Annotated in this window: 17 protein-coding genes; 8 read left to right on the top strand and 9 right to left on the bottom strand. The window is 38.1% G+C overall.

The window, feature by feature from the left end:
* The first annotated feature begins 6 nt into the window (after positions 1-6).
* The gene (locus tag IQ237_RS18795; RefSeq protein WP_194057889.1) at positions 7-792 is read left to right on the top strand and encodes an ABC transporter ATP-binding protein; all 786 of its coding nucleotides are present in this window, start codon (positions 7-9) and stop codon (positions 790-792) included.
* Positions 793-989: 197 nt separating this feature from the next.
* On the opposite strand, the gene IQ237_RS18790 is transcribed toward IQ237_RS18795, so the two are convergent.
* Together IQ237_RS18790 and IQ237_RS18785 are read right to left on the bottom strand one after the other, a co-directional pair.
* Entirely contained in the window at positions 990-1,502 is a 513-nt protein-coding gene (locus tag IQ237_RS18790; protein WP_194057887.1) for a hypothetical protein, read from the bottom strand.
* A 166-nt stretch (positions 1,503-1,668) separates the two neighbouring features.
* On the bottom strand, positions 1,669-2,862 hold the full coding sequence (locus IQ237_RS18785; protein WP_194057885.1) for an HhoA/HhoB/HtrA family serine endopeptidase: 1,194 nt from the start codon (positions 2,860-2,862) through the stop codon (positions 1,669-1,671).
* Positions 2,863-3,121: 259 nt separating this feature from the next.
* Here IQ237_RS18785 and IQ237_RS18780 point away from each other — a divergent pair, with 259 nt between their 5' ends.
* Positions 3,122-3,517, top strand: coding sequence for a metal-sensing transcriptional repressor (locus IQ237_RS18780; protein WP_194057883.1), 396 nt, complete (start codon positions 3,122-3,124; stop codon positions 3,515-3,517).
* A gap of 365 nt (positions 3,518-3,882) precedes the next feature.
* Here IQ237_RS18780 and IQ237_RS18775 read toward each other — a convergent pair whose 3' ends face one another.
* Both IQ237_RS18775 and IQ237_RS18770 read right to left on the bottom strand, forming a co-directional pair.
* The gene (locus IQ237_RS18775; RefSeq protein ID WP_194057872.1) at positions 3,883-4,905 is read right to left on the bottom strand and encodes a DMT family transporter; all 1,023 of its coding nucleotides are present in this window, start codon (positions 4,903-4,905) and stop codon (positions 3,883-3,885) included.
* Positions 4,906-5,033: 128 nt separating this feature from the next.
* Positions 5,034-7,034, bottom strand: coding sequence for a DICT sensory domain-containing protein (locus IQ237_RS18770; protein ID WP_194057870.1), 2,001 nt, complete (start codon positions 7,032-7,034; stop codon positions 5,034-5,036).
* 405 nt (positions 7,035-7,439) lie between these two features.
* Here IQ237_RS18770 and IQ237_RS18765 point away from each other — a divergent pair, with 405 nt between their 5' ends.
* On the top strand, positions 7,440-9,668 hold the full coding sequence (locus IQ237_RS18765; RefSeq protein ID WP_194057861.1) for an amylo-alpha-1,6-glucosidase: 2,229 nt from the start codon (positions 7,440-7,442) through the stop codon (positions 9,666-9,668).
* A gap of 602 nt (positions 9,669-10,270) precedes the next feature.
* Here IQ237_RS18765 and IQ237_RS18760 read toward each other — a convergent pair.
* Entirely contained in the window at positions 10,271-10,597 is a 327-nt protein-coding gene (locus IQ237_RS18760) for a DUF2973 domain-containing protein (RefSeq protein WP_194057860.1), read from the bottom strand.
* Positions 10,598-10,824: 227 nt separating this feature from the next.
* Positions 10,825-11,142, bottom strand: coding sequence for a DUF2605 domain-containing protein (locus IQ237_RS18755; RefSeq protein WP_194057858.1), 318 nt, complete (start codon positions 11,140-11,142; stop codon positions 10,825-10,827).
* 580 nt (positions 11,143-11,722) lie between these two features.
* On the opposite strand from IQ237_RS18755, the gene IQ237_RS26735 reads away from it, so the two are divergent.
* Both IQ237_RS26735 and IQ237_RS18750 read left to right on the top strand, forming a co-directional pair.
* Complete coding sequence (locus IQ237_RS26735; protein ID WP_255512685.1) at positions 11,723-11,851, top strand: hypothetical protein; 129 nt, start codon at positions 11,723-11,725, stop codon at positions 11,849-11,851.
* A gap of 21 nt (positions 11,852-11,872) precedes the next feature.
* Positions 11,873-12,067, top strand: coding sequence for a hypothetical protein (locus tag IQ237_RS18750; protein WP_194057856.1), 195 nt, complete (start codon positions 11,873-11,875; stop codon positions 12,065-12,067).
* Between the two features lie 20 nt (positions 12,068-12,087).
* On the opposite strand, the gene IQ237_RS18745 is transcribed toward IQ237_RS18750, so the two are convergent.
* The gene (locus tag IQ237_RS18745) at positions 12,088-12,276 is read right to left on the bottom strand and encodes a hypothetical protein (protein WP_096571218.1); all 189 of its coding nucleotides are present in this window, start codon (positions 12,274-12,276) and stop codon (positions 12,088-12,090) included.
* 339 nt (positions 12,277-12,615) lie between these two features.
* Here IQ237_RS18745 and thrC point away from each other — a divergent pair, with 339 nt between their 5' ends.
* A complete protein-coding gene (thrC, locus tag IQ237_RS18740) occupies positions 12,616-13,707 on the top strand; it encodes a threonine synthase (protein WP_194057854.1) in 1,092 nt (363 codons plus the stop codon).
* An 84-nt stretch (positions 13,708-13,791) separates the two neighbouring features.
* Here thrC and IQ237_RS18735 read toward each other — a convergent pair whose 3' ends face one another.
* Both IQ237_RS18735 and IQ237_RS18730 read right to left on the bottom strand, forming a co-directional pair.
* Positions 13,792-14,373 (bottom strand): Uma2 family endonuclease, encoded by a 582-nt coding sequence (locus IQ237_RS18735; RefSeq protein WP_194057852.1) that lies wholly within the window; start codon positions 14,371-14,373, stop codon positions 13,792-13,794.
* 45 nt (positions 14,374-14,418) lie between these two features.
* Positions 14,419-14,919: a hypothetical protein gene (locus tag IQ237_RS18730; protein WP_194057850.1), complete on the bottom strand. Its 501-nt coding sequence runs from the start codon at positions 14,917-14,919 to the stop codon at positions 14,419-14,421.
* A gap of 215 nt (positions 14,920-15,134) precedes the next feature.
* On the opposite strand from IQ237_RS18730, the gene IQ237_RS18725 reads away from it, so the two are divergent.
* Together IQ237_RS18725 and IQ237_RS18720 are read left to right on the top strand one after the other, a co-directional pair.
* On the top strand, positions 15,135-16,895 hold the full coding sequence (locus tag IQ237_RS18725) for a DUF389 domain-containing protein (protein ID WP_194057848.1): 1,761 nt from the start codon (positions 15,135-15,137) through the stop codon (positions 16,893-16,895).
* Between the two features lies 1 nt (position 16,896).
* The gene (locus tag IQ237_RS18720; RefSeq protein ID WP_228020476.1) at positions 16,897-17,778 is read left to right on the top strand and encodes a YihY/virulence factor BrkB family protein; all 882 of its coding nucleotides are present in this window, start codon (positions 16,897-16,899) and stop codon (positions 17,776-17,778) included.
* Positions 17,779-17,806: the final 28 nt, after the last annotated feature.

The following is a 17,806-nucleotide window of genomic DNA, read 5'->3' as shown; positions in this document are numbered from 1 at the left end:
ATCATCATGGTAAATAATATTGAAACTCCCCAACTTCCCCTATTAGCTGCTACCGGACTTTGTAAAAATTTTGGTGGTATTCAAGCGGTTAAAGATGCTAACATCGAAGTTAATCAAGGTAGTATCACTGGTTTAATTGGTCCTAATGGTGCGGGTAAAACGACTTTATTTAATTTACTGTCCAATTTCATCCACCCAGATAAAGGAAGAGTGATTTTTGATGGTGAACAAATTCATAATTTACAACCATTTCAAATTGCCCAACAAGGTTTAATTCGTACCTTTCAAGTTCCCAAAACTTTATCACGTTTATCTGTGTTAGAAAATATGCTGTTAGCAGCACAAAAACAAACTGGTGAGAATTTTTGGCAAGTGCAATTTCAATCTCATATTGTTGCTAGAGAAGAAAAACAAAATAAAGAAAGGGCAATGTTTTTGTTAGAATCTGTAGGATTAGAAAAAAAAGCAACTGACTATGCTGGTGGTTTGTCAGGTGGACAGCGTAAACTATTAGAAATGGGACGCGCTTTGATGACAAATCCTAAGCTAATATTATTAGATGAACCAGCAGCAGGAGTGAATCCTAGATTAATAGATGATATTTGCGATCGCATCCTCAAATGGAACAGAGAAGACGGTTTAACTTTTTTAATTATTGAACATAATATGGATGTAATTATGTCTTTATGTGACAGAGTCTGGGTTTTAGCAGAAGGACAAAATTTAGCTGTCGGTACTCCTACGGAAATTCAAAAAAATGCCAAAGTTTTAGAAGCGTATTTAGGACAATAAAATCATCAGCATTCAGCCAGTAATCAGCTTAAAGCTTTCAATAATTGACAATGAACAATGAACAATTGACAATTAAATCTCCCTCTCTTTCAGGATTGAAAAAGCGGATTTTTTATTTTTCCCCTTGAAAGGGGAGGTTTTAAACCTTGAATGAAACAATTGTCAATTTTCAATTGTCAATTATCAAATGCTGACATCTATTTTTGCCAAAAGCGAAAATTGAAACTGCCAGAAGCACGACGATAACGACGAGTAGATATTCTTTTTCTGCTTCTGGTACTTTTCTCGTTGGGTTCTGGGATTTCTGCTTCTGCTAAAATATCATCTGATAATTGAGTTTGAGTTGCTTCTTTACTTCTCCACCAAGCAATAATCCAACCACCACCTACAGCTGCTATTCCTCCAAATAAAATACTTATTGGTGCGGAATAACCGAGAAACACAAAGCTGAACATGAAAAATAACCAGTATTTCAGTGCTGCATCAATGCCATCATTAGAAGCTACATCTGGTATTTGGGGGTTATTTTCGTTGACGTTTGTAAACCACCCTAAAGCAACACCACCCATAATCCCCACAAATAAACTGAAGATTAATGAAGCTCCTGCAAAACTGGAAATAATAGCTAACAGAAACCCAAATACAAGTTGAGAAAAAAAGTTGGGTGAAGAAGATAATATTTCACTGAGGATATTTTTATTAGATGCCATATTTTCAGAAATTCAAAATTTGGTAATTGGTAATTGGTAATTGGTAATTGGTAATAAAGAATAATTTCAGTTATCCTTGTCAATATAATAACCGTAAATTTAGAAACTTAACATGAAAAAATGAGGATATGCCTCAACATATCCCCATTTTCTTGGAATTTGGATATTAAGAAATGTCTTGTAACTCAGCAGTACGCACAGAAAGCACCTGAATTTGATTTCCTCTTTGTACTTTCACCTGCAACGCTTCACCTAAACGACTATCTTCTACAACTCTTTGTAATTGTTCAGCAGTGGTAATTGGTTGACTGTCAATTTGTAAAATTACATCACCGCGTCGAATACCCGCAGCAGCAGCAGGAGAGTTAGGTACAACTCGGATCACTAACACACCATTCACTTCTGGTATTTGAATTGCAGAATTAGGATCAGAATTGTTTTGTCTCGCTAACCGGGGTGTTAATGTCACCATCTGTACCCCTAAATAGGGGTGAGCAACTTTACCGTTTTTTTGCAATTGTGCAGCGATCGCCTTAGCTTTATCTATCGGAATGGCAAACCCGATTCCCATCGCATCTGCACGAATAGCGGTATTAATGCCAATCACTTCACCTTCTGCATTTAACAACGGACCACCAGAGTTACCAGGGTTAATCGCAGCGTCTGTTTGAATGAAATCTAAACGTTTATCACTAATTCCCACCTGGGCGCTAGAACGTTTTAAAGTGCTGACAATACCCAAAGTAACAGTATTATCAAATCCTAAAGGATTACCAACAGCGATCGCCCAATCTCCCACCTGTACACTGCTAGAAGATCCCAAAGGTGCGATCGGTAAATCACTACCAGCATTAATCTTGACTACTGCCAAATCCGTAACTTCATCAATGCCTTTTACCTTACCTTCATAAGTACGGCCATCTTTCAAGCGTACAGTTACTTTATCAGCTTGATCCACAACATGGGCATTAGTCAAAATTATGCCACTTTTATCCAAAATAAAACCAGAACCTAAACCCCTTAACTGTTCAGTCGGTGACATTTGGGGGAAAGCATCACCAAAAAACCGCCGTAAAAAAGGATCTTCCAAAATGGGATCAACAGGACGAGTAATAGTTTTCTCAGTATCAATCCTTACCACAGCAGAACCCACACGATTTACCGCCGCAGTGACAAAGCTACTTTTACCAATAGCACCAACAGCAACAGATGGTTTTTGGGCAACCACTTGATCCGGTGCTGTTTCTGCGTGGGAAGGTAAAACTGACACACAAGAAACCGTTAACACCACTCCTAGAAAAATCGCTAAAACATGGGTACTGAGTTTGCGTATAAACTGAGGTAGTTGAAAAATTTGCATAATCACAACCTAATCTAGAAGCCTAGTTTTTGCTATCTATTTACAAATCTAGCTACAATTATTTTTATAGCTGGTTTATAAATCTGTGTTCATTGAAGTTTTTACCCAACTTGTGATCTAACAACTTCTGTCATCAAGTTAATAGAACATACACCAACCAAGCTATTATGGAAATTTGCCCCTTACCCAGTACGGTTTTTCCGCCAATTTCAAATCTTTCTAGGCTAGGATCTGATTAATACCAAACCCCACAGGACTCATGACAGCATCAAACGGATTAGCTGAAGCATCCTTGCCTTCATCACAGTCAGCAGAACATACACACCATCATCATCACGAGCATACAAATCATACTTCAGAAACAGTCAACTCGGCTCATCCTCATGTTCACAGTGAAGAATCTTTACGGCGAATTGTTAACCGACTATCACGAATTGAAGGACACATTCGCGGTATTAAAACAATGGTGCAGCAAAACAGCCCTTGTCCTGATGTATTGTTACAAATTGCGGCCGTGAGAGGTGCATTAGATAAAGTAGCACGGATTGTCTTAGATGAGCATTTAACCGAGTGCATTGCTAGAGCTTCAGAAAATGGTAATATTGATGTAGAAATTGAACAACTCAAAGCAGCTTTAGATCGGTTTTTGCCATAGAGCTTGTCCTAAGTTGAAAATTTTATAGACAAAACTATACTAGGACTTACGCATTGACAAAAAACATCATCTATGGTGTCTAGATCATGCGATCGCTATCAAGATTATAGGACTTACGCACTGTACAAATTTACCATGATGTGCATGAACGAAAATACGTTGTTTCAGGCTTTTGGCGATTAACTTCCGATCAATAGCGAACTGCTTGCAGCAGCGCTTCGCTATCGCTCAAAAATCATCAAAAAATCACGTTAAAATGCATGAAACCCATACCTCATATTTGGTTGATCCTGGCGTAAGTCCTAGATAATTGCTTTTTTTCCCTCATTTTCCTGATCTCCCAAGGAATATATTAGGGTGATTTTTTAAAGTTTCTTAGTTACAGATGCTTCTAAAACTGGTTTTTGTTGATTAGTGTTTTCATTGATGGTAGCTTTTTGATTTTGTCTACCTAAATTGTCTCTTTGGTTGATTAAATAAATACTGATTAAAGTCAGCATAACTCCTAGCCATTGAATGGGGGTGAGAACTTCTGCAAGAAAAAGATGACCAAATATTAAAGCAAAAACTGGGGTGAGAAAAGTAAGAGAACTTAAACTGGTGAGATTTCCACTGGAAGCAAAATAAAAGAATAAACCATAGGCGATCGCACTACCAAAGATAGTTGCATAACCCAAATTTAACCAATCGGATAATACCAGATTTTGCCACTGTTGGTTTTCTACAACCGCAGAAATTCCCCACAGAGGCAACCCCCCCAAAATTATATGCCATCCTGTAGCTGTTACCGGATCAGCATATCTACAGACAAAGCGAATTAATACCGTACCTACAGCCATTGATAAAGCTGCTAGTAACATTAACCATTCACCACTGTTAAATAATTGCTGCCAATTATCGGTAGTAATTTTTACTCCTGAATCGAGAAGGTGAAAAATCCATTCTTCTTGTAGGCCAATTAAACTAATACCAGTAACTCCCAATCCTAACCCTAACCATCCCCAAAGGCCAATATGTTCTTGAAATAACCACAGGGACAATAAAGCTACTGCTAAAGGTTGGGAGTCAATCATTACAGAACCTAAACCCGCACTGGTTCTCACTAAACCTTCTGCTAAAAAACCTTGAAACAGGGTAGCATCAACTAAAGCAAAGATGATAATCCATAACCATGCTAACCATCCTTTGGGTTGGGGTCTACCCATGAAAGCAGCAGCGATGAGAATTAATACCCCCGCAGGTAGTAAACGTACTCCTGCCATAAATAATGGTGTGGTATGAGGTATGACTCCTTTCATTGCTACCATTGCTGTACCCCAGAGGAAAAAGGGAGCAATTAATAATAGGGAAGCTAGGGTAGATTTTGATCCTCTCAGTTGCAGTTGCATTAGTTGTATTGGATTTTTGTTAAATTAAGTGTAAATATTACTTTACCTAATTTTACAGAAACATTGGTTTTTCTGTTTATGTAACATTGTTACCGATCTTTTTTGCATTATTACTGTCACCTGTCTCCTCATCTTTTGATCTTCTCTAGCTCCTGACTACTCTGAACAATGGGAATAGTAAAATGAAACTGACTTCCCTTGTCCTTACCTTGGGACTCAGCCCAAATTTTCCCGTGCCAACCGTTGACTATTTGCCGACATATCGCTAAACCCAGTCCTGTACCTCCCGCAGTCCGTCTTAAAGCTCCCTCTTCTTGATAAAATCGGTCAAATACAATTTCTAAGCGATTTGGTTCAATTCCCCTTCCCGTATCAGCTACAATCACTTCTACCTCATAATTTCCATTTTTACGGGCTTCAATGGTTATTTGCCCCGATGCGGGTGTGAACTTACAAGCATTATCTATAATTTTTGCTAATACTTCCACCAACCAATCACCATCAGCCCTAACTAGAGGTAAACTTTCGGCAATTTGTGTTTTGATGGTTGGCGGTTTTTCAGATGTGGAGCGTGTACGTAGGCGACTAAGGGCTAAATCTACACATTCTTGTAAAGTCAAAGATTCGGGATGCCATTCCACACGCCCGCTTTCTAAGTTAGAAAGAGTGAGAAAATCTTGCACCAGTTTCCGCATTCTTTCGGAATCAGAAAGTGCAGTATTTAACATTACCTGTTGCAACTCTAAAGGCATATCCGGTTCACTGGCCAGACTTTCTAAACACACCTGAATGGTAGAAAGGGGGGTGCGGAGTTCATGACCGGTAATGGCAATTAAATTACTGCGGGTACGGTCAAGGGCTTCTAATTGTTTATTTAGTTCTTCTAAATTGGCAAAGGCTTCAGCTTGAATCAAAGCTGCACCTACTTGAGTTGCGATCGCCTTAACTAAATCCAATTCTCCAGCTTGCCATTCATGGGCAGGTAAATGACAAAAATGTAACTCTACCATTCCCAGTAGTCGTCCCTGGGAAAATACAGGTTCTATCAACCACGAATGAATAGTAAACCTTTTAACAATTAAAGAAAGTGCGGTAGAACTAGTAACGCGATAATCAGTAAGAGTATCAGTAATACATATACCTTCACCCAGTTGGGTAATTTCGTGAAATAAAGGATTTTGTGCCAAATTCCAGGTTTGTCCCCGTACTGAGACAACATCAGGACTTAAAAACTCATGTTCAATTATTGCTTGGTCATCAGTAGATTGAGCGCGGTAAATCAGACAACGATCAGCTTCTAGATGTTGACCCAACTCTTGAGCAGCTACTTGCAAAACTGCCTGTGGATCAAGCGATCGCCTAATTGCCATACTAATAGAATTGATCAACTTTTCTTTTCTAGCTTGAGCAGCAATAGAACGATAAGCTTTATGCAGCTTATATTGACTAGCTTGCAAATAAGTTACTAATCGCTGTACAAAAGGGTCAGTATCAATACTAAAAGCGGATTCATTAATTGATTTTGGTTGGGACTTGAGTGGTACTGAACCGATACCAAACCTCTGACGTGCCTGGTTAATTTTGCCCGCTAAATCGGGTCTATAAACTTCTATTCTTTGCAATATCAATTCTGCGGCCTTGAGACTAACTCCTCTGTCAGAAGTCCAAATTCCCTCAAATCTCCGCGCTGTGTCTATATCCAGACTAGAGGTCATTTCTGGTAACTGCTGATTTTTAGCAATTGACCTCACACTTTCTCGACATACTAAACAAGTAGCATAATTATCCGCGATTACAACTAAATGCCATTCTTTACTTAAAGCATCATCCGGTTCAAAAGCTACCTTTTCATAGTCATCCGAACTATTAGCAAACTCTGTTTCTGGTGCAGATAATACGTATATTTGGTCACTTCTCTCGGCAAGGCGTTGATAGCGATGAGCTTCTTGACGATAAAATCGCTCTCGCTGAAAACTGGCAATAATAAGCGGTTGATCCAAGGAAGTCGCCAAAACCTGATCTTCCATTGCATGGGAGAGCGCAGTTAGGGAAGCCTTGAAATACAACTGAGTCCGCAAGTAAGGTAGTGACTGTAGCAAATCACTCAGCACAGAAGTCGAAATGCTCATGAATATCTTTAAACGCCCAATCTAGACCTTTAGAAAGCACCTGTCCAGATATTAACCCAAAAACTACCTTGGTAAGTTTGATGACTGTTGACCATTGACAAAACTCAAAATTTTTTTAAATAAACATTAACTAAACATATTTATGAGTATTTTCTAGTTCTAGTATCTCTCATTGCTGATCAAAGAATAAAACCCTAGAAAATCCTCAGTTTTCAGCCTTGACTTCAGATGTAAAAGGTATAGATTTATTGGTGACTGGTGACTGGTGACTGGTGATTGGTGATTGGTGACTGGTGATTGGTGACTGGTGATTGGGTTATTAATCTTCCCCTGCCCCCTACTCCCTTGCCCTGTGCTTCCCTGCCTCTTCCCCAGTCCCGCGTCCAGTATAGGGAAATTTGGCTCATGACACCGGATATGTTGATGACCCCAGAGAAAATCGTCCTCGATGGCAAAATTTTTATTCCTGCTGAACAAGTACCCATTCCAGAATGGCCTTGCGTTGTCAGTGAAAGACCACAACCCACTTTAACGGTTAAAGATGATGATTTATTTTTGGTGACAGATACAATGGGGAACATTTCCGGTTGTTCCCTAGAAGATGGGAATCCCAGTGTGGGTTTATTTTGCGCTGATACCCGATTTTTGAGTCGTTTAGAGTTACAAATTAATGGGCGATCGCCTGTTTTATTAAGCAGCACTGCTGATAAAGGTTTTGCTCTCTCTGTTTTATGCACTAACCCCAAAATTGATGATCACTTAAATGCTGATACTATTGGTATTCATCGGGAAATTGTCCTTAATGGTGCATTATTTGAAGAAATAGAAATTTCTAACTACAGCACTTCTAGCATTACTTTTGAAATTAGTCTCAGCTTTGACGCTGACTTTGCAGATTTATTTGAAGTTCGTGGTTTTTATCGAGGAAACCGGGGTAAATTATTACGATTCGCAGAACTAAAAAACTGTTCAGAAAATCTCAGCCTTGCTTATCAAGGTTTAGATGGTGCGGTGATGGAATCCCGGATACAATTTCAACATCAACTGCCAGATTATTTTCAAGGTTATACCGCAATTTGGCGTTTAGAATTAGCTTCTCACGAAACCAAACAACTCGGTTATCGGTTGCACAGTTTAACCAATAATCAACCGATTTCTCATGTCAATGCTGCCACAACTTTGGCACAAGCAAAAGCTTCTGAATTAATGGAGGAGCAAAATTGGGTACAACACATTACCCGCATTCACTCAGATAAAAGTCTTTTCAATCGTGTGGTTGAAAGAGCAGAACAAGATTTATATTTATTACGCCAATCTTTTGGCAAAAATAAAACTGTTTCTGCTGGTGTTCCTTGGTTTTCTACTCTGTTTGGCAGAGATTCTATTATTACCGCTTCCCAAACTTTGATGTTAAATCCCCAAATCGCCAAAGAAACTTTAATGATTTTGGCAGACTATCAAGGTAAAAAATTAGATGATTGGCGGGAAGAAGAACCGGGTAAAATATTACATGAATTGCGGTTTGGAGAATTAGCAAGGTGTCAAGAAATTCCCCATACACCTTATTACGGAACAGTAGATGCAACGCCTTTATGGTTGATGTTGTATGCTGATTATTATGCCTGGACTCATGATCAAGAAACTCTAGAAACATTGTGGAGAAATGCTTTATCCGCAATGGATTGGATTGATCGCAATATGCAAGAAACAGGCTATCTTAGCTATAATCGTAAATCAAAAGGTGGTTTAGTTAACCAAGGTTGGAAAGACTCTGGTGATTGTATTGTTAATAGAAAAGGTGAGTTAGCTAAGGGTGCAATTTCTCTATGTGAAGTGCAAGCTTATGTCTATGCTGCGAAAATCAAATTAGCAGAAATAGCAAAGATGAAAAAGCGGCTAGATTTAGCGGAAACTTGGTTAGAAGAAGCTAAAAATCTCAGAGTTAGATTTAACAAAGATTTTTGGATAGAAGATCAAGATTTTTGTGCTTTAGCTTTAGATGGGGAAGGAAATCAAGTAGATAGTATTACTTCTAATCCTGGACATTGTTTATCTTTGGGAATTTTTACCCCAGAAAAAGCATACAGTGTAGCGGAAAGATTGCGAGCGCCTGATATGTTTAATGGTTGGGGAATTAGAACTTTAAGTAGTTTATCACCAGCTTATAATCCAATGGGTTATCACATTGGTTCAGTGTGGCCACATGATAATTCTTTAATTGCGATGGGATTGCGTTCTTTAGGTTTAATTGATCAAGCTTTGGAATTATTTCAAGGTTTGTTTAATATGACTTCTCAGCAACCTTACCAACGTCCACCAGAATTATTTTGTGGTTATGAAATGAATGGTGATAATGCACCTGTGCAATATCCTGTAGCTTGTAGTCCCCAAGCTTGGGCTACTGGTAGTATATTTCAATTATTGCAAATGATGGTGAATTTAGTCCCAGACGCACAGAATAATTGTTTACGAATTATTGACCCTGCTTTACCGGAATCAATTAATCGTTTATCGTTGCATAATTTGCGTGTTGGTGGGACTATTCTTGACTTAGAATTTGAGCGCGTGGGTAGTACAACTTCTTGTAGAGTTGCGAATAAAAGGGGGAATTTACGAGTTGTGATTGAAGCGTAGATTGTCTGAATCAGGATTGACAGGATTTACAGGATTTACAGGATGGTTAGAAAATACATAATCAATTATGTTCTTTTTTTATTTATCCTTTAAATTCTCTATAATCTTATTAATCCTGGTTCTCACATCTAATGATTTACTTACAGGATGAGTAAAAAAATATTGTCAATCTTAATCCTGTTAATCCTTTAATCCTGGATATTCTGATTCTGACAAAAAGATAAAAATGCCTTTTCAGGAAGCTCTAACATAAATTCTAGCAAATGGCTATTAGTAAAGAATCAGAATAATTGAACGCAGATGAACACAGATAAACGCAGATTGTGTTAAAAACATCCTGTAAATCCTATCATCCTGGAAATCCTGATTCAGACAAAATAAATAATACTAACTCCTCTCAATCCTTAAATCCGAAAAATCGGTTTTTTCACATTGAATAATTTACATAAAAAATGATTTTTCAAAACAAGTAAAAAAATGTCAATCTCCATCCTGTAAATCCTATAATCCCGGACATCCTGATTCAGACAAAATAATAAGGGGTAAAGCACATTGCTAAACCCCTACAGATTCCCAAATTATAAAAATAATTATTGAATTAATTAAGCATCTTCTGAACGTTCAATTTTTTGACCAGGAGAAGATTCATATAACGCATCCAACTGTTGACGCGCATCATCCACATTAATAGAACGCATTACCAACAGTGGTTCTTTAATTAAATTACCGGAATTATCTAATAATTCTGGATGAGGTACAGATTGTCTTTTTGCTGCATAATAACCAAAGCTACCTTTATTACCCGCAGAGGATGTATTTGGATAAGGTCGCTCTCGATCAAAACTAAACATGACCAGGTTACGAATTAAATTACTGACAGCAATAAACGCTAGTACGGTAAAGGCTAAAATGTAGAGCAAGTGTAACATAAAACTATCCTCCAGGGGCAACAAATTTTACAAAATCTAAAGTTTTATATCGTAGTCCTCAACTTTTCTTTACCTGCAATTTACAGGTACAACAAAAGTTAAATTATCTATTTGTGTTGTGATATTTTGTAATCTTATTCAGATTAACGTAACATGGTATACATTATTTTTTTATGAAAATAATGTTAAGGTTTTTAACCTAATGTTTGGATTTATGACAATAAATATCACTCATGCTGTGATTGACGGTAGAGCATACCAACTTTCCAACATTCGCCTAATAGTTGATGCCAAGGCATTAATGTAGCCATATCCAGTCCCACTTGTTTACCAGTTGCAGCAAATAGCATCTTGGAAGTATTTAATTCTGATTGTGCTTGCTTAACTCGGTTGAGTAAATCAGATTGTTCATGTTCACTCATAAATGAGATTTTCTCATTTTCTAATAATTGACGCGATCGCGCAAACCAATATTCAAAATCCTCTAACAGCGGCTCCAAGACTGACTTTAGCAACTCAGCACTTGGTGAATTTGAGTCACCCATATATAAGAAGCATATTTCCTAATGTCTTCTTAATATTAACGCTATTTACGAAACTTAACAATCGCCTCATAACTTCCCTGCCAAAACAGCCAAAATTTGTAATTTGCTATACAATACACGATTGTATAATTTTGGCAAGAGGTTTGTACAGTTCCTTGCGACTAAGTTTTGATCTGTCTAAAGGAGTATCTATTGTGAACATTTAGAGCTTGTCCTAAGTTGACAATTTCATAGACAAAACTATACTTATATTGACAAAAATCAATATATTTTCAGGAAAAAATCAACTACTTGATCTATAATACGGTGATATCAAGTATTGAATTGAGACTATTGCCTACGCGAAAACCAAGCAATGATGGTGGTAGTCTTTTTCAGAAACTTAATTGGAACACAATCGCGTTGGGCTACAGCGTGAAAGTCTACAGAGGGATAACCGCTCCCATGCTCCCGTTGAAGTAGAAAGTAAAGTCTAGCTTTGTCTAGGTTTTATATCGCAGATAAGAATGACAAACAACTGTTAGGGAGCAATGCAATTTTGTTGGGTCATACCACAAAATTGCATTACTCCCAGATCAAAATGAGTGACTGGCCTGTACAGATGATTGATCTTACCAATGATGGTAACGAGGATGTGGTTTTGACTATTTCTAGTTCAGCTATTGCTTCTTTGACTCCAGATGGAAATAAAAATTTAGTAAATGAATAAGAGCAGAAACTTCCCCGAACCATGATTTTTTCTGCCCGAACCATGATTTTTTCTGCTAATTGTCAGGTTATCTATACTGATTTTACTGATAAATCACCACAAAATCTGACAGCGATCGCTCAACTCCACAGTGACCAATCTCTAGCTTTGCTAGTGGAAACTGCTGATAAATATAGCTTGAGGCGCTGGTCGAAAATTAATCAGCGCCTGGAATGATGACCTCGCTGGTTAATTTATTATTCGTGGCTAGAAGTTTCTAGTCTTTGGCTTTTGAGGTTCTGTAACTGTTGCAGCAGGGAATCTACTTCTGCTTGCAGGTCAATAAATTTTTCTTGTTGTTCGTCTTGGTAGTAAGCCTTGGTGAGCTTCTTTACCAATTCACTATGAGATTCGCAGCTGGCAACACTGGATGATAAAGTTGACATAGTTATGTTCTTTCCGAAACTAAACTCACACCATTAGAGATATTATTATAAAGTCATCTTAACCTTTCTTAAAATCAAGTATACTTTTAATTACATACTCTAATAGGTTTCCTGCTAAATCATAAGTGACTGCGATAATGGTGATTGGTGATTGGTGATTGGGGAGAATAAGATATTACTTCTTGACTCCTGGAACTCCTGACTCCTAGAACTCCTGACTCCTGCTTCCTGCCTCATCTGTTGCTAGATATCGCCATTTGCATGGTAAAGTGATTGACACTATCAAAAAAAATCTATTTTTCTCATTTCCTAATCCCTAGTTAAGAAGTTTAGAATCCTGTGACTGTGAGCTTGTCTGTTGCTAAATCTCATCGCCAACCTTGGCCGGGGCTAATAGAAGCCTACCGTGAATACTTGCCTGTGAGCGAAAGTACCCCCGTGGTGACTTTGTTGGAAGGTAATACTCCTTTGATTCCTGTACCAGCGATCGCTGAACGTATTGGTAAGCAGGTGCAGGTATTTGTTAAATATGATGGTCTGAACCCCACTGGCAGTTTTAAAGACCGGGGTATGACTATGGCTATTACCAAGGCTAAGGAAGCTGGTGCTAAGGCTGTGATTTGTGCTAGTACAGGCAATACTTCCGCTGCTGCTGCCGCCTATGCTAAACGTGGAGGAATGCGCCCGTTTGTATTGATTCCTGATGGTTATGTGGCTTTAGGTAAGTTGGCTCAAGCTTTATTATACGGGGCTGAAGTTTTAGCTATTAAAGGAAATTTTGATCGGGCTTTAGAAATTGTCCGGGAAATGGCGGATCATTATCCGATTACTTTGGTAAATTCTGTCAATCCTTACCGCTTGGAAGGTCAGAAAACAGGGGCTTTTGAAGTGGTGGATGCTTTGGGTAATGCTCCTGATTGGTTGTGTATTCCGGTGGGAAATGCGGGAAATATCACAGCATATTGGATGGGTTTTTGTCAATACCATCAGGCAGGAAAATGCGATCGCTTACCGAAAATGATGGGTTTTCAAGCTGCTGGGGCTGCACCGTTGGTAAATGGTCAACCAGTGGCACATCCTGAAACCTTAGCAACGGCGATTAGAATTGGTAATCCTGCGAGTTGGGATAAAGCGATCGCTGCTCAAACTGCTAGTATGGGTAGTTTTAACGCTGTTACAGATGAGGAAATTTTGGACGCTTATCGCTTGTTAGCGTCATCGGAAGGTATTTTCTGTGAACCTGCCAGCGCCGCTTCTGTAGCTGGGTTGTTAAAGGTGAAAGATCAAGTTCCTACTGGTGCGACAGTGGTTTGTGTTCTCACTGGTAATGGTTTGAAAGATCCAGATACAGCCATTAAACACAGTCATGCTCAGTTTAAACAGGGTATACCCGCAGATTTGCAAGCGGTAGCTGAGGCTATGGGTTTTTAAAGAAGGCTGGGGACTGGTGATTGGGAAAATACAAATAATTACCCCCCTGTTTCCCCTGCTTCCTCTGATTTTAATAGCTATCTATTAAACCAGAATATCACTGACCTTAATCTTAATTTCTGGCAATACTTCACTTTTAATTAATTCATCACCTGTATAAATAAATTCTTCATAAAAGCCTTCTACTAAAGATAAAACCGTAATTTTGTTCTGTACAGGATCAACAATCCAATATTCAGAAATTCCCCTAGCGGCATACTCAGAACGCTTGAAGCGATAGTCTCTAACTTCATTTTCAGTACCAGGTGATACCACTTCTATAGCTATTAATGGTGGTGGCATTTCATGGGTAATAGTTCCTTTTTTTGTCGCTTCTAAAGCAGTGCGACATTCTTCACCCAAGACTAATAAATCGGGGATTCTTACCTTAGCTCTACGTCCACTTACCTCAATCATAATTTCTTTGTATGCTAACATATAAAGAGGAACGCATTTAGAAAGTGCAAATAAAAGTCGTCTTGATATATCAGAATTAAAAATTGATTCTGGTGGCATTAAAACTAATTCTCCATCTACTAATTCATAGCGATTTCCAGTGCCATCATCATAGGCATAGTAATCTTCAAAGGAAAAATAATTGACTGGTGCTTGAGGAGTTTGAACCATAAATATAATTCCATTCTTTTAGTACATATTAACCCAAGTTGATAACTAGGGACTTGCGTTATCTCCCACCTCCCCTGCTTCCCCTACTTCCTCTGTTGCCTTTGTGGCTGCTCTCAACTGTGTCAAACTATCAATAGCATCACCTAAAGCTGTGGTGAGGTTTTTACGGGTTTGCTCGTGATTTTCCTGTTCTGTTTTTAATGCTTGAATGAGGCGATCGCGTTCTTGAGTCACAGCGATCAGTTTAGCTTTTACTTCTTCTATAGATGTGTGTTCGGTTAGTTCTGACTCAATAGCCGTTATGGTAGTTTCTATAATTGTATCAGTCTTAATACCTTGAAGTTTCCAAAGTTCAGCTTTTAAAGATGCAATTTCTTGTTGATACATCTTGGCATCAGTGCGACGTTGTTCTGATTCAGTGTTATAGAGTTGTCGCCATTTTTGTGAACTTTCCCAAGCTTCATCACGTTTTTGTTGCAGTTCAGCCATCTGCTGTTTGAGGCTTTGAATTTCGGATAACCATTTTTGTGTTAAATCTTGATTCATATAATTTTCGGTTGCACAATTATCATATCTGTTGAGGCTGGTAATTGGTAATTGGTAATTGGGAAAAGGCAATTACTCACGAAACAGCTATATCGTAAGTGATTGGGTGGACATGATATCATAGTAGCTTCTATGTATAAATTTTGATATACAATCTGTTCCCTGTTCCCTGCTATATATTGACAGTAAAACTGGACTTTCATCAAAATTTAAATATGTTCAGAGATAAATTTGCAGACAACCTGGGAATTAGCCAAGCCCGCAAAGAACAAGTATACCTGGATATATGCAGATCCGTAAGCCTGGAGGATGTCAGCTATTGGATTCAGGTTTTGTTTGCAGCGGGTATTGCTACACTGGGATTAGTGTTGAACAGTCCAGCAGTAATTATTGGGGCAATGTTAATTTCTCCATTGATGGGGAGTATTCTGGCTAATGGACTAGCATTAGCAGCAGGTGATGTCATTTTAGCGATGCGGGCGCTTTTTAATTTGGTATTGAGTTGTGTAGTAGCCATTACCTTTGCAGTGCTATTAGTATCTTTCTTACCATTTAAAGAAATGACTGCGGAAATTGCTGCTAGAATTCGTCCTAATATTTTAGATTTGGTAGTGGCGTTATTTTCTGGTGCTGTGGGTTCAGTAGCAATTTGTAAAGAACCAAAAGGAGTAGCAACTTCTATTCCTGGTGTGGCGATCGCAGTAGCTTTAATGCCACCCTTATGTGTTGTAGGTTATGGTATTGGTATAGCAATTAGTTTAGATTCTGTTAAAGGTTTACAGGTAGCGAGTGGTGGGGGATTGCTATTTTTTACCAATTTAGTGGCGATTACTTTTACAGCTATGTTGGTTTTTTTAAGTTTACATATTGATAATCATCAGGTACGAGAAAAAGTTAAAGAGTGGAGAAAAACAGATAAAGAAAGTTTGTGGATGCAGCATATTTTAGAGAAATTCCCAGCCTATAATCAAATGAGAAGAGTTGGAGGTTTACCTGGAAGATTTTTGTTAATTTTTAGTACCATTGGTGTGATTATTTTTCCGCTGAATCAATCTTTGATCCAACTGCGGCGAGAAATTGCTTTACAACAACAGGAAAACCAAATTCGGGGAGCAGCGACAGAAGTATGGCAGAAGACATTTGCCACTTTTCCCAATGGTGAACCTCGTTCTTATATTAGTGGGATTTCTACTTTACAGCAAAATAATAAATTGACAATTCAACTTCAGATATTTAGCAGTAAACAATACACACCTGAAGAACAAAAAAATTATATTCAAATGTTGGCAGAACGTTTAGGAAGACCGCCAGAATTGATAGTATTAAAATTGATTGAAATTCCTACTGCATCCAACGAAATTCTACGCCAATTAGCAGAAGAAAAGCCTGTTGAACCAGTGGTGAATATTTCTCAATTGCAAACAAATTTAGTCCAAGAAGTTGAATTAGCTTTAAGTGATATCCAATTGCCTGAACCAGCACAATTAATTGATTATCAGTTAATTAGTAGTTCCCTTGAACCATTAAGGATTCGGTTAGTTTATCTGAGTGGAAGAGATATTGATAGAGATGCACAAGTTCTTTTGGCAGATAATATTAGAAATAAGCTTGATTACCAATCTGCTAAAGTGAATATGCAGAGAATAGGCACATTTTTAGGAAGTATATCTTTTGCTAGAAATCAATCAGTATTAACGCCGAATGATAGTAAATTGTTAGATCGTGCTGGTGAAATTTTGCAGCAACATCCTAATTTAAATCTGGAAATCACAGTTAACCAGGAAGTCACCGAAGCACAAGATATAATTCAGAAGCGATCGCAAGCTATTACAGAATACCTACAATTAAAATGGCAAATCAGTGATCAGCGGATCAACACGGAAATAGGAATAGAAACTCAAAGAAATGCCAAACTCCAACTTACAGTAGAATCGCTGAGGAAACCATCAATAGAAATTCTAGAAACACCGCGCTAATATGCTGAATATACTCAAGCATCGCTGGATCAAGTTCTTTCTTCACCTAAATTGGCGTACACTGAAAAAAACATTTGCCAGAACCATAGAAAGAAGACTTTTAGGACTGGCTTCAGAAATCGCTTTTAATGCTATGTTATCCTTGTTTCCAGCAATTCTAGCTGTGCTTACAGCCATTGGTTTGTTTGCAGAATCTTTGCGAAATACTTTTATTCAACTCACAGTGCAACTGAGTCAGGTTGTACCCCAAGAAGCATGGACTTTAATTAGTGATTTTGCTACACAAGAAATTGCTGAATCTAAAAATTCTGAGTTATTTTCTTTCAGTTTTGCGATCGCTATTTGGACTGCTTCTGGTGCAGTTAGTACCGCTATGACTGCTTTTGATCAAATTGAACAAATTCCCCCAGAAAATACCCGTCCTTTTTGGAAAGCCAAACTCGTTTCTATAGCACTAACAATTGGGACTATATTACTTTTAATGCTGGCTTCCTTCCTAGTATTTATTAGCGATTTACTTCTAGGAATGGTAGTAGGTGGTAATCCTTATTTATCATTCTTATTACCTCTTTGGCAACTGCTACTTTGGCCATTAGCTTTAGTTATTGTTGCTGCCACATTTAGTTTAGTCTATCGTTATGGTCCCAGCGTGTGGAAACCAGGTATACCATTGATGCCAGGAGCAGTTTTAGCAGCTATTTTTTGGGCGTTAGTTTCCGCAGGATTTCGCATTTATGTCACTAACTTTGGAAATTATAATAAAGTTTATGGTACAGTGGGAACTTTTATAGTATTAATGTTATGGTTGTGGATGAGTGCCTTTGTTCTCCTGGTTGGCAACCAATTAAATGTAATTGTTGGTGAATCTATGAAAAAGAGGTGACTGGGGACTGGTGACTGGGTAAAAATAA

The sequence above is a fragment of the Sphaerospermopsis sp. LEGE 08334 genome (assembly GCF_015207205.1).
Lineage (GTDB): Bacteria > Cyanobacteriota > Cyanobacteriia > Cyanobacteriales > Nostocaceae > Sphaerospermopsis.
The sequence above is the reverse complement of the archived record's forward strand: the minus strand, read 5'-3'. Positions and strand labels throughout refer to the sequence as shown.

Excerpts from the sequence above, each read along its gene's own strand:
- IQ237_RS18755 (WP_194057858.1), bottom strand. The coding sequence starts at position 11,142 with ATGGGTGACTCAAATTCACCAAGTGCTGAGTTGCTAAAGTCAGTCTTG.
- IQ237_RS18750 (WP_194057856.1), top strand. The coding sequence starts at position 11,873 with ATGATTTTTTCTGCCCGAACCATGATTTTTTCTGCTAATTGTCAGGTT.
- IQ237_RS18760 (WP_194057860.1), bottom strand. The coding sequence starts at position 10,597 with ATGTTACACTTGCTCTACATTTTAGCCTTTACCGTACTAGCGTTTATT.
- IQ237_RS18780 (WP_194057883.1), top strand. The coding sequence starts at position 3,122 with ATGACAGCATCAAACGGATTAGCTGAAGCATCCTTGCCTTCATCACAG.
- IQ237_RS18775 (WP_194057872.1), bottom strand. The coding sequence starts at position 4,905 with ATGCAACTGCAACTGAGAGGATCAAAATCTACCCTAGCTTCCCTATTA.
- IQ237_RS18745 (WP_096571218.1), bottom strand. The coding sequence starts at position 12,276 with ATGTCAACTTTATCATCCAGTGTTGCCAGCTGCGAATCTCATAGTGAA.
- IQ237_RS26735 (WP_255512685.1), top strand. The coding sequence starts at position 11,723 with ATGAGTGACTGGCCTGTACAGATGATTGATCTTACCAATGATGGTAAC.
- IQ237_RS18720 (WP_228020476.1), top strand. The coding sequence starts at position 16,897 with ATGCTGAATATACTCAAGCATCGCTGGATCAAGTTCTTTCTTCACCTA.
- IQ237_RS18725 (WP_194057848.1), top strand. The coding sequence starts at position 15,135 with ATGTTCAGAGATAAATTTGCAGACAACCTGGGAATTAGCCAAGCCCGC.
- IQ237_RS18770 (WP_194057870.1), bottom strand. The coding sequence starts at position 7,034 with ATGAGCATTTCGACTTCTGTGCTGAGTGATTTGCTACAGTCACTACCT.
- IQ237_RS18730 (WP_194057850.1), bottom strand. The coding sequence starts at position 14,919 with ATGAATCAAGATTTAACACAAAAATGGTTATCCGAAATTCAAAGCCTC.
- IQ237_RS18785 (WP_194057885.1), bottom strand. The coding sequence starts at position 2,862 with ATGCAAATTTTTCAACTACCTCAGTTTATACGCAAACTCAGTACCCAT.
- IQ237_RS18795 (WP_194057889.1), top strand. The coding sequence starts at position 7 with ATGGTAAATAATATTGAAACTCCCCAACTTCCCCTATTAGCTGCTACC.
- IQ237_RS18735 (WP_194057852.1), bottom strand. The coding sequence starts at position 14,373 with ATGGTTCAAACTCCTCAAGCACCAGTCAATTATTTTTCCTTTGAAGAT.
- IQ237_RS18790 (WP_194057887.1), bottom strand. The coding sequence starts at position 1,502 with ATGGCATCTAATAAAAATATCCTCAGTGAAATATTATCTTCTTCACCC.
- IQ237_RS18765 (WP_194057861.1), top strand. The coding sequence starts at position 7,440 with ATGACACCGGATATGTTGATGACCCCAGAGAAAATCGTCCTCGATGGC.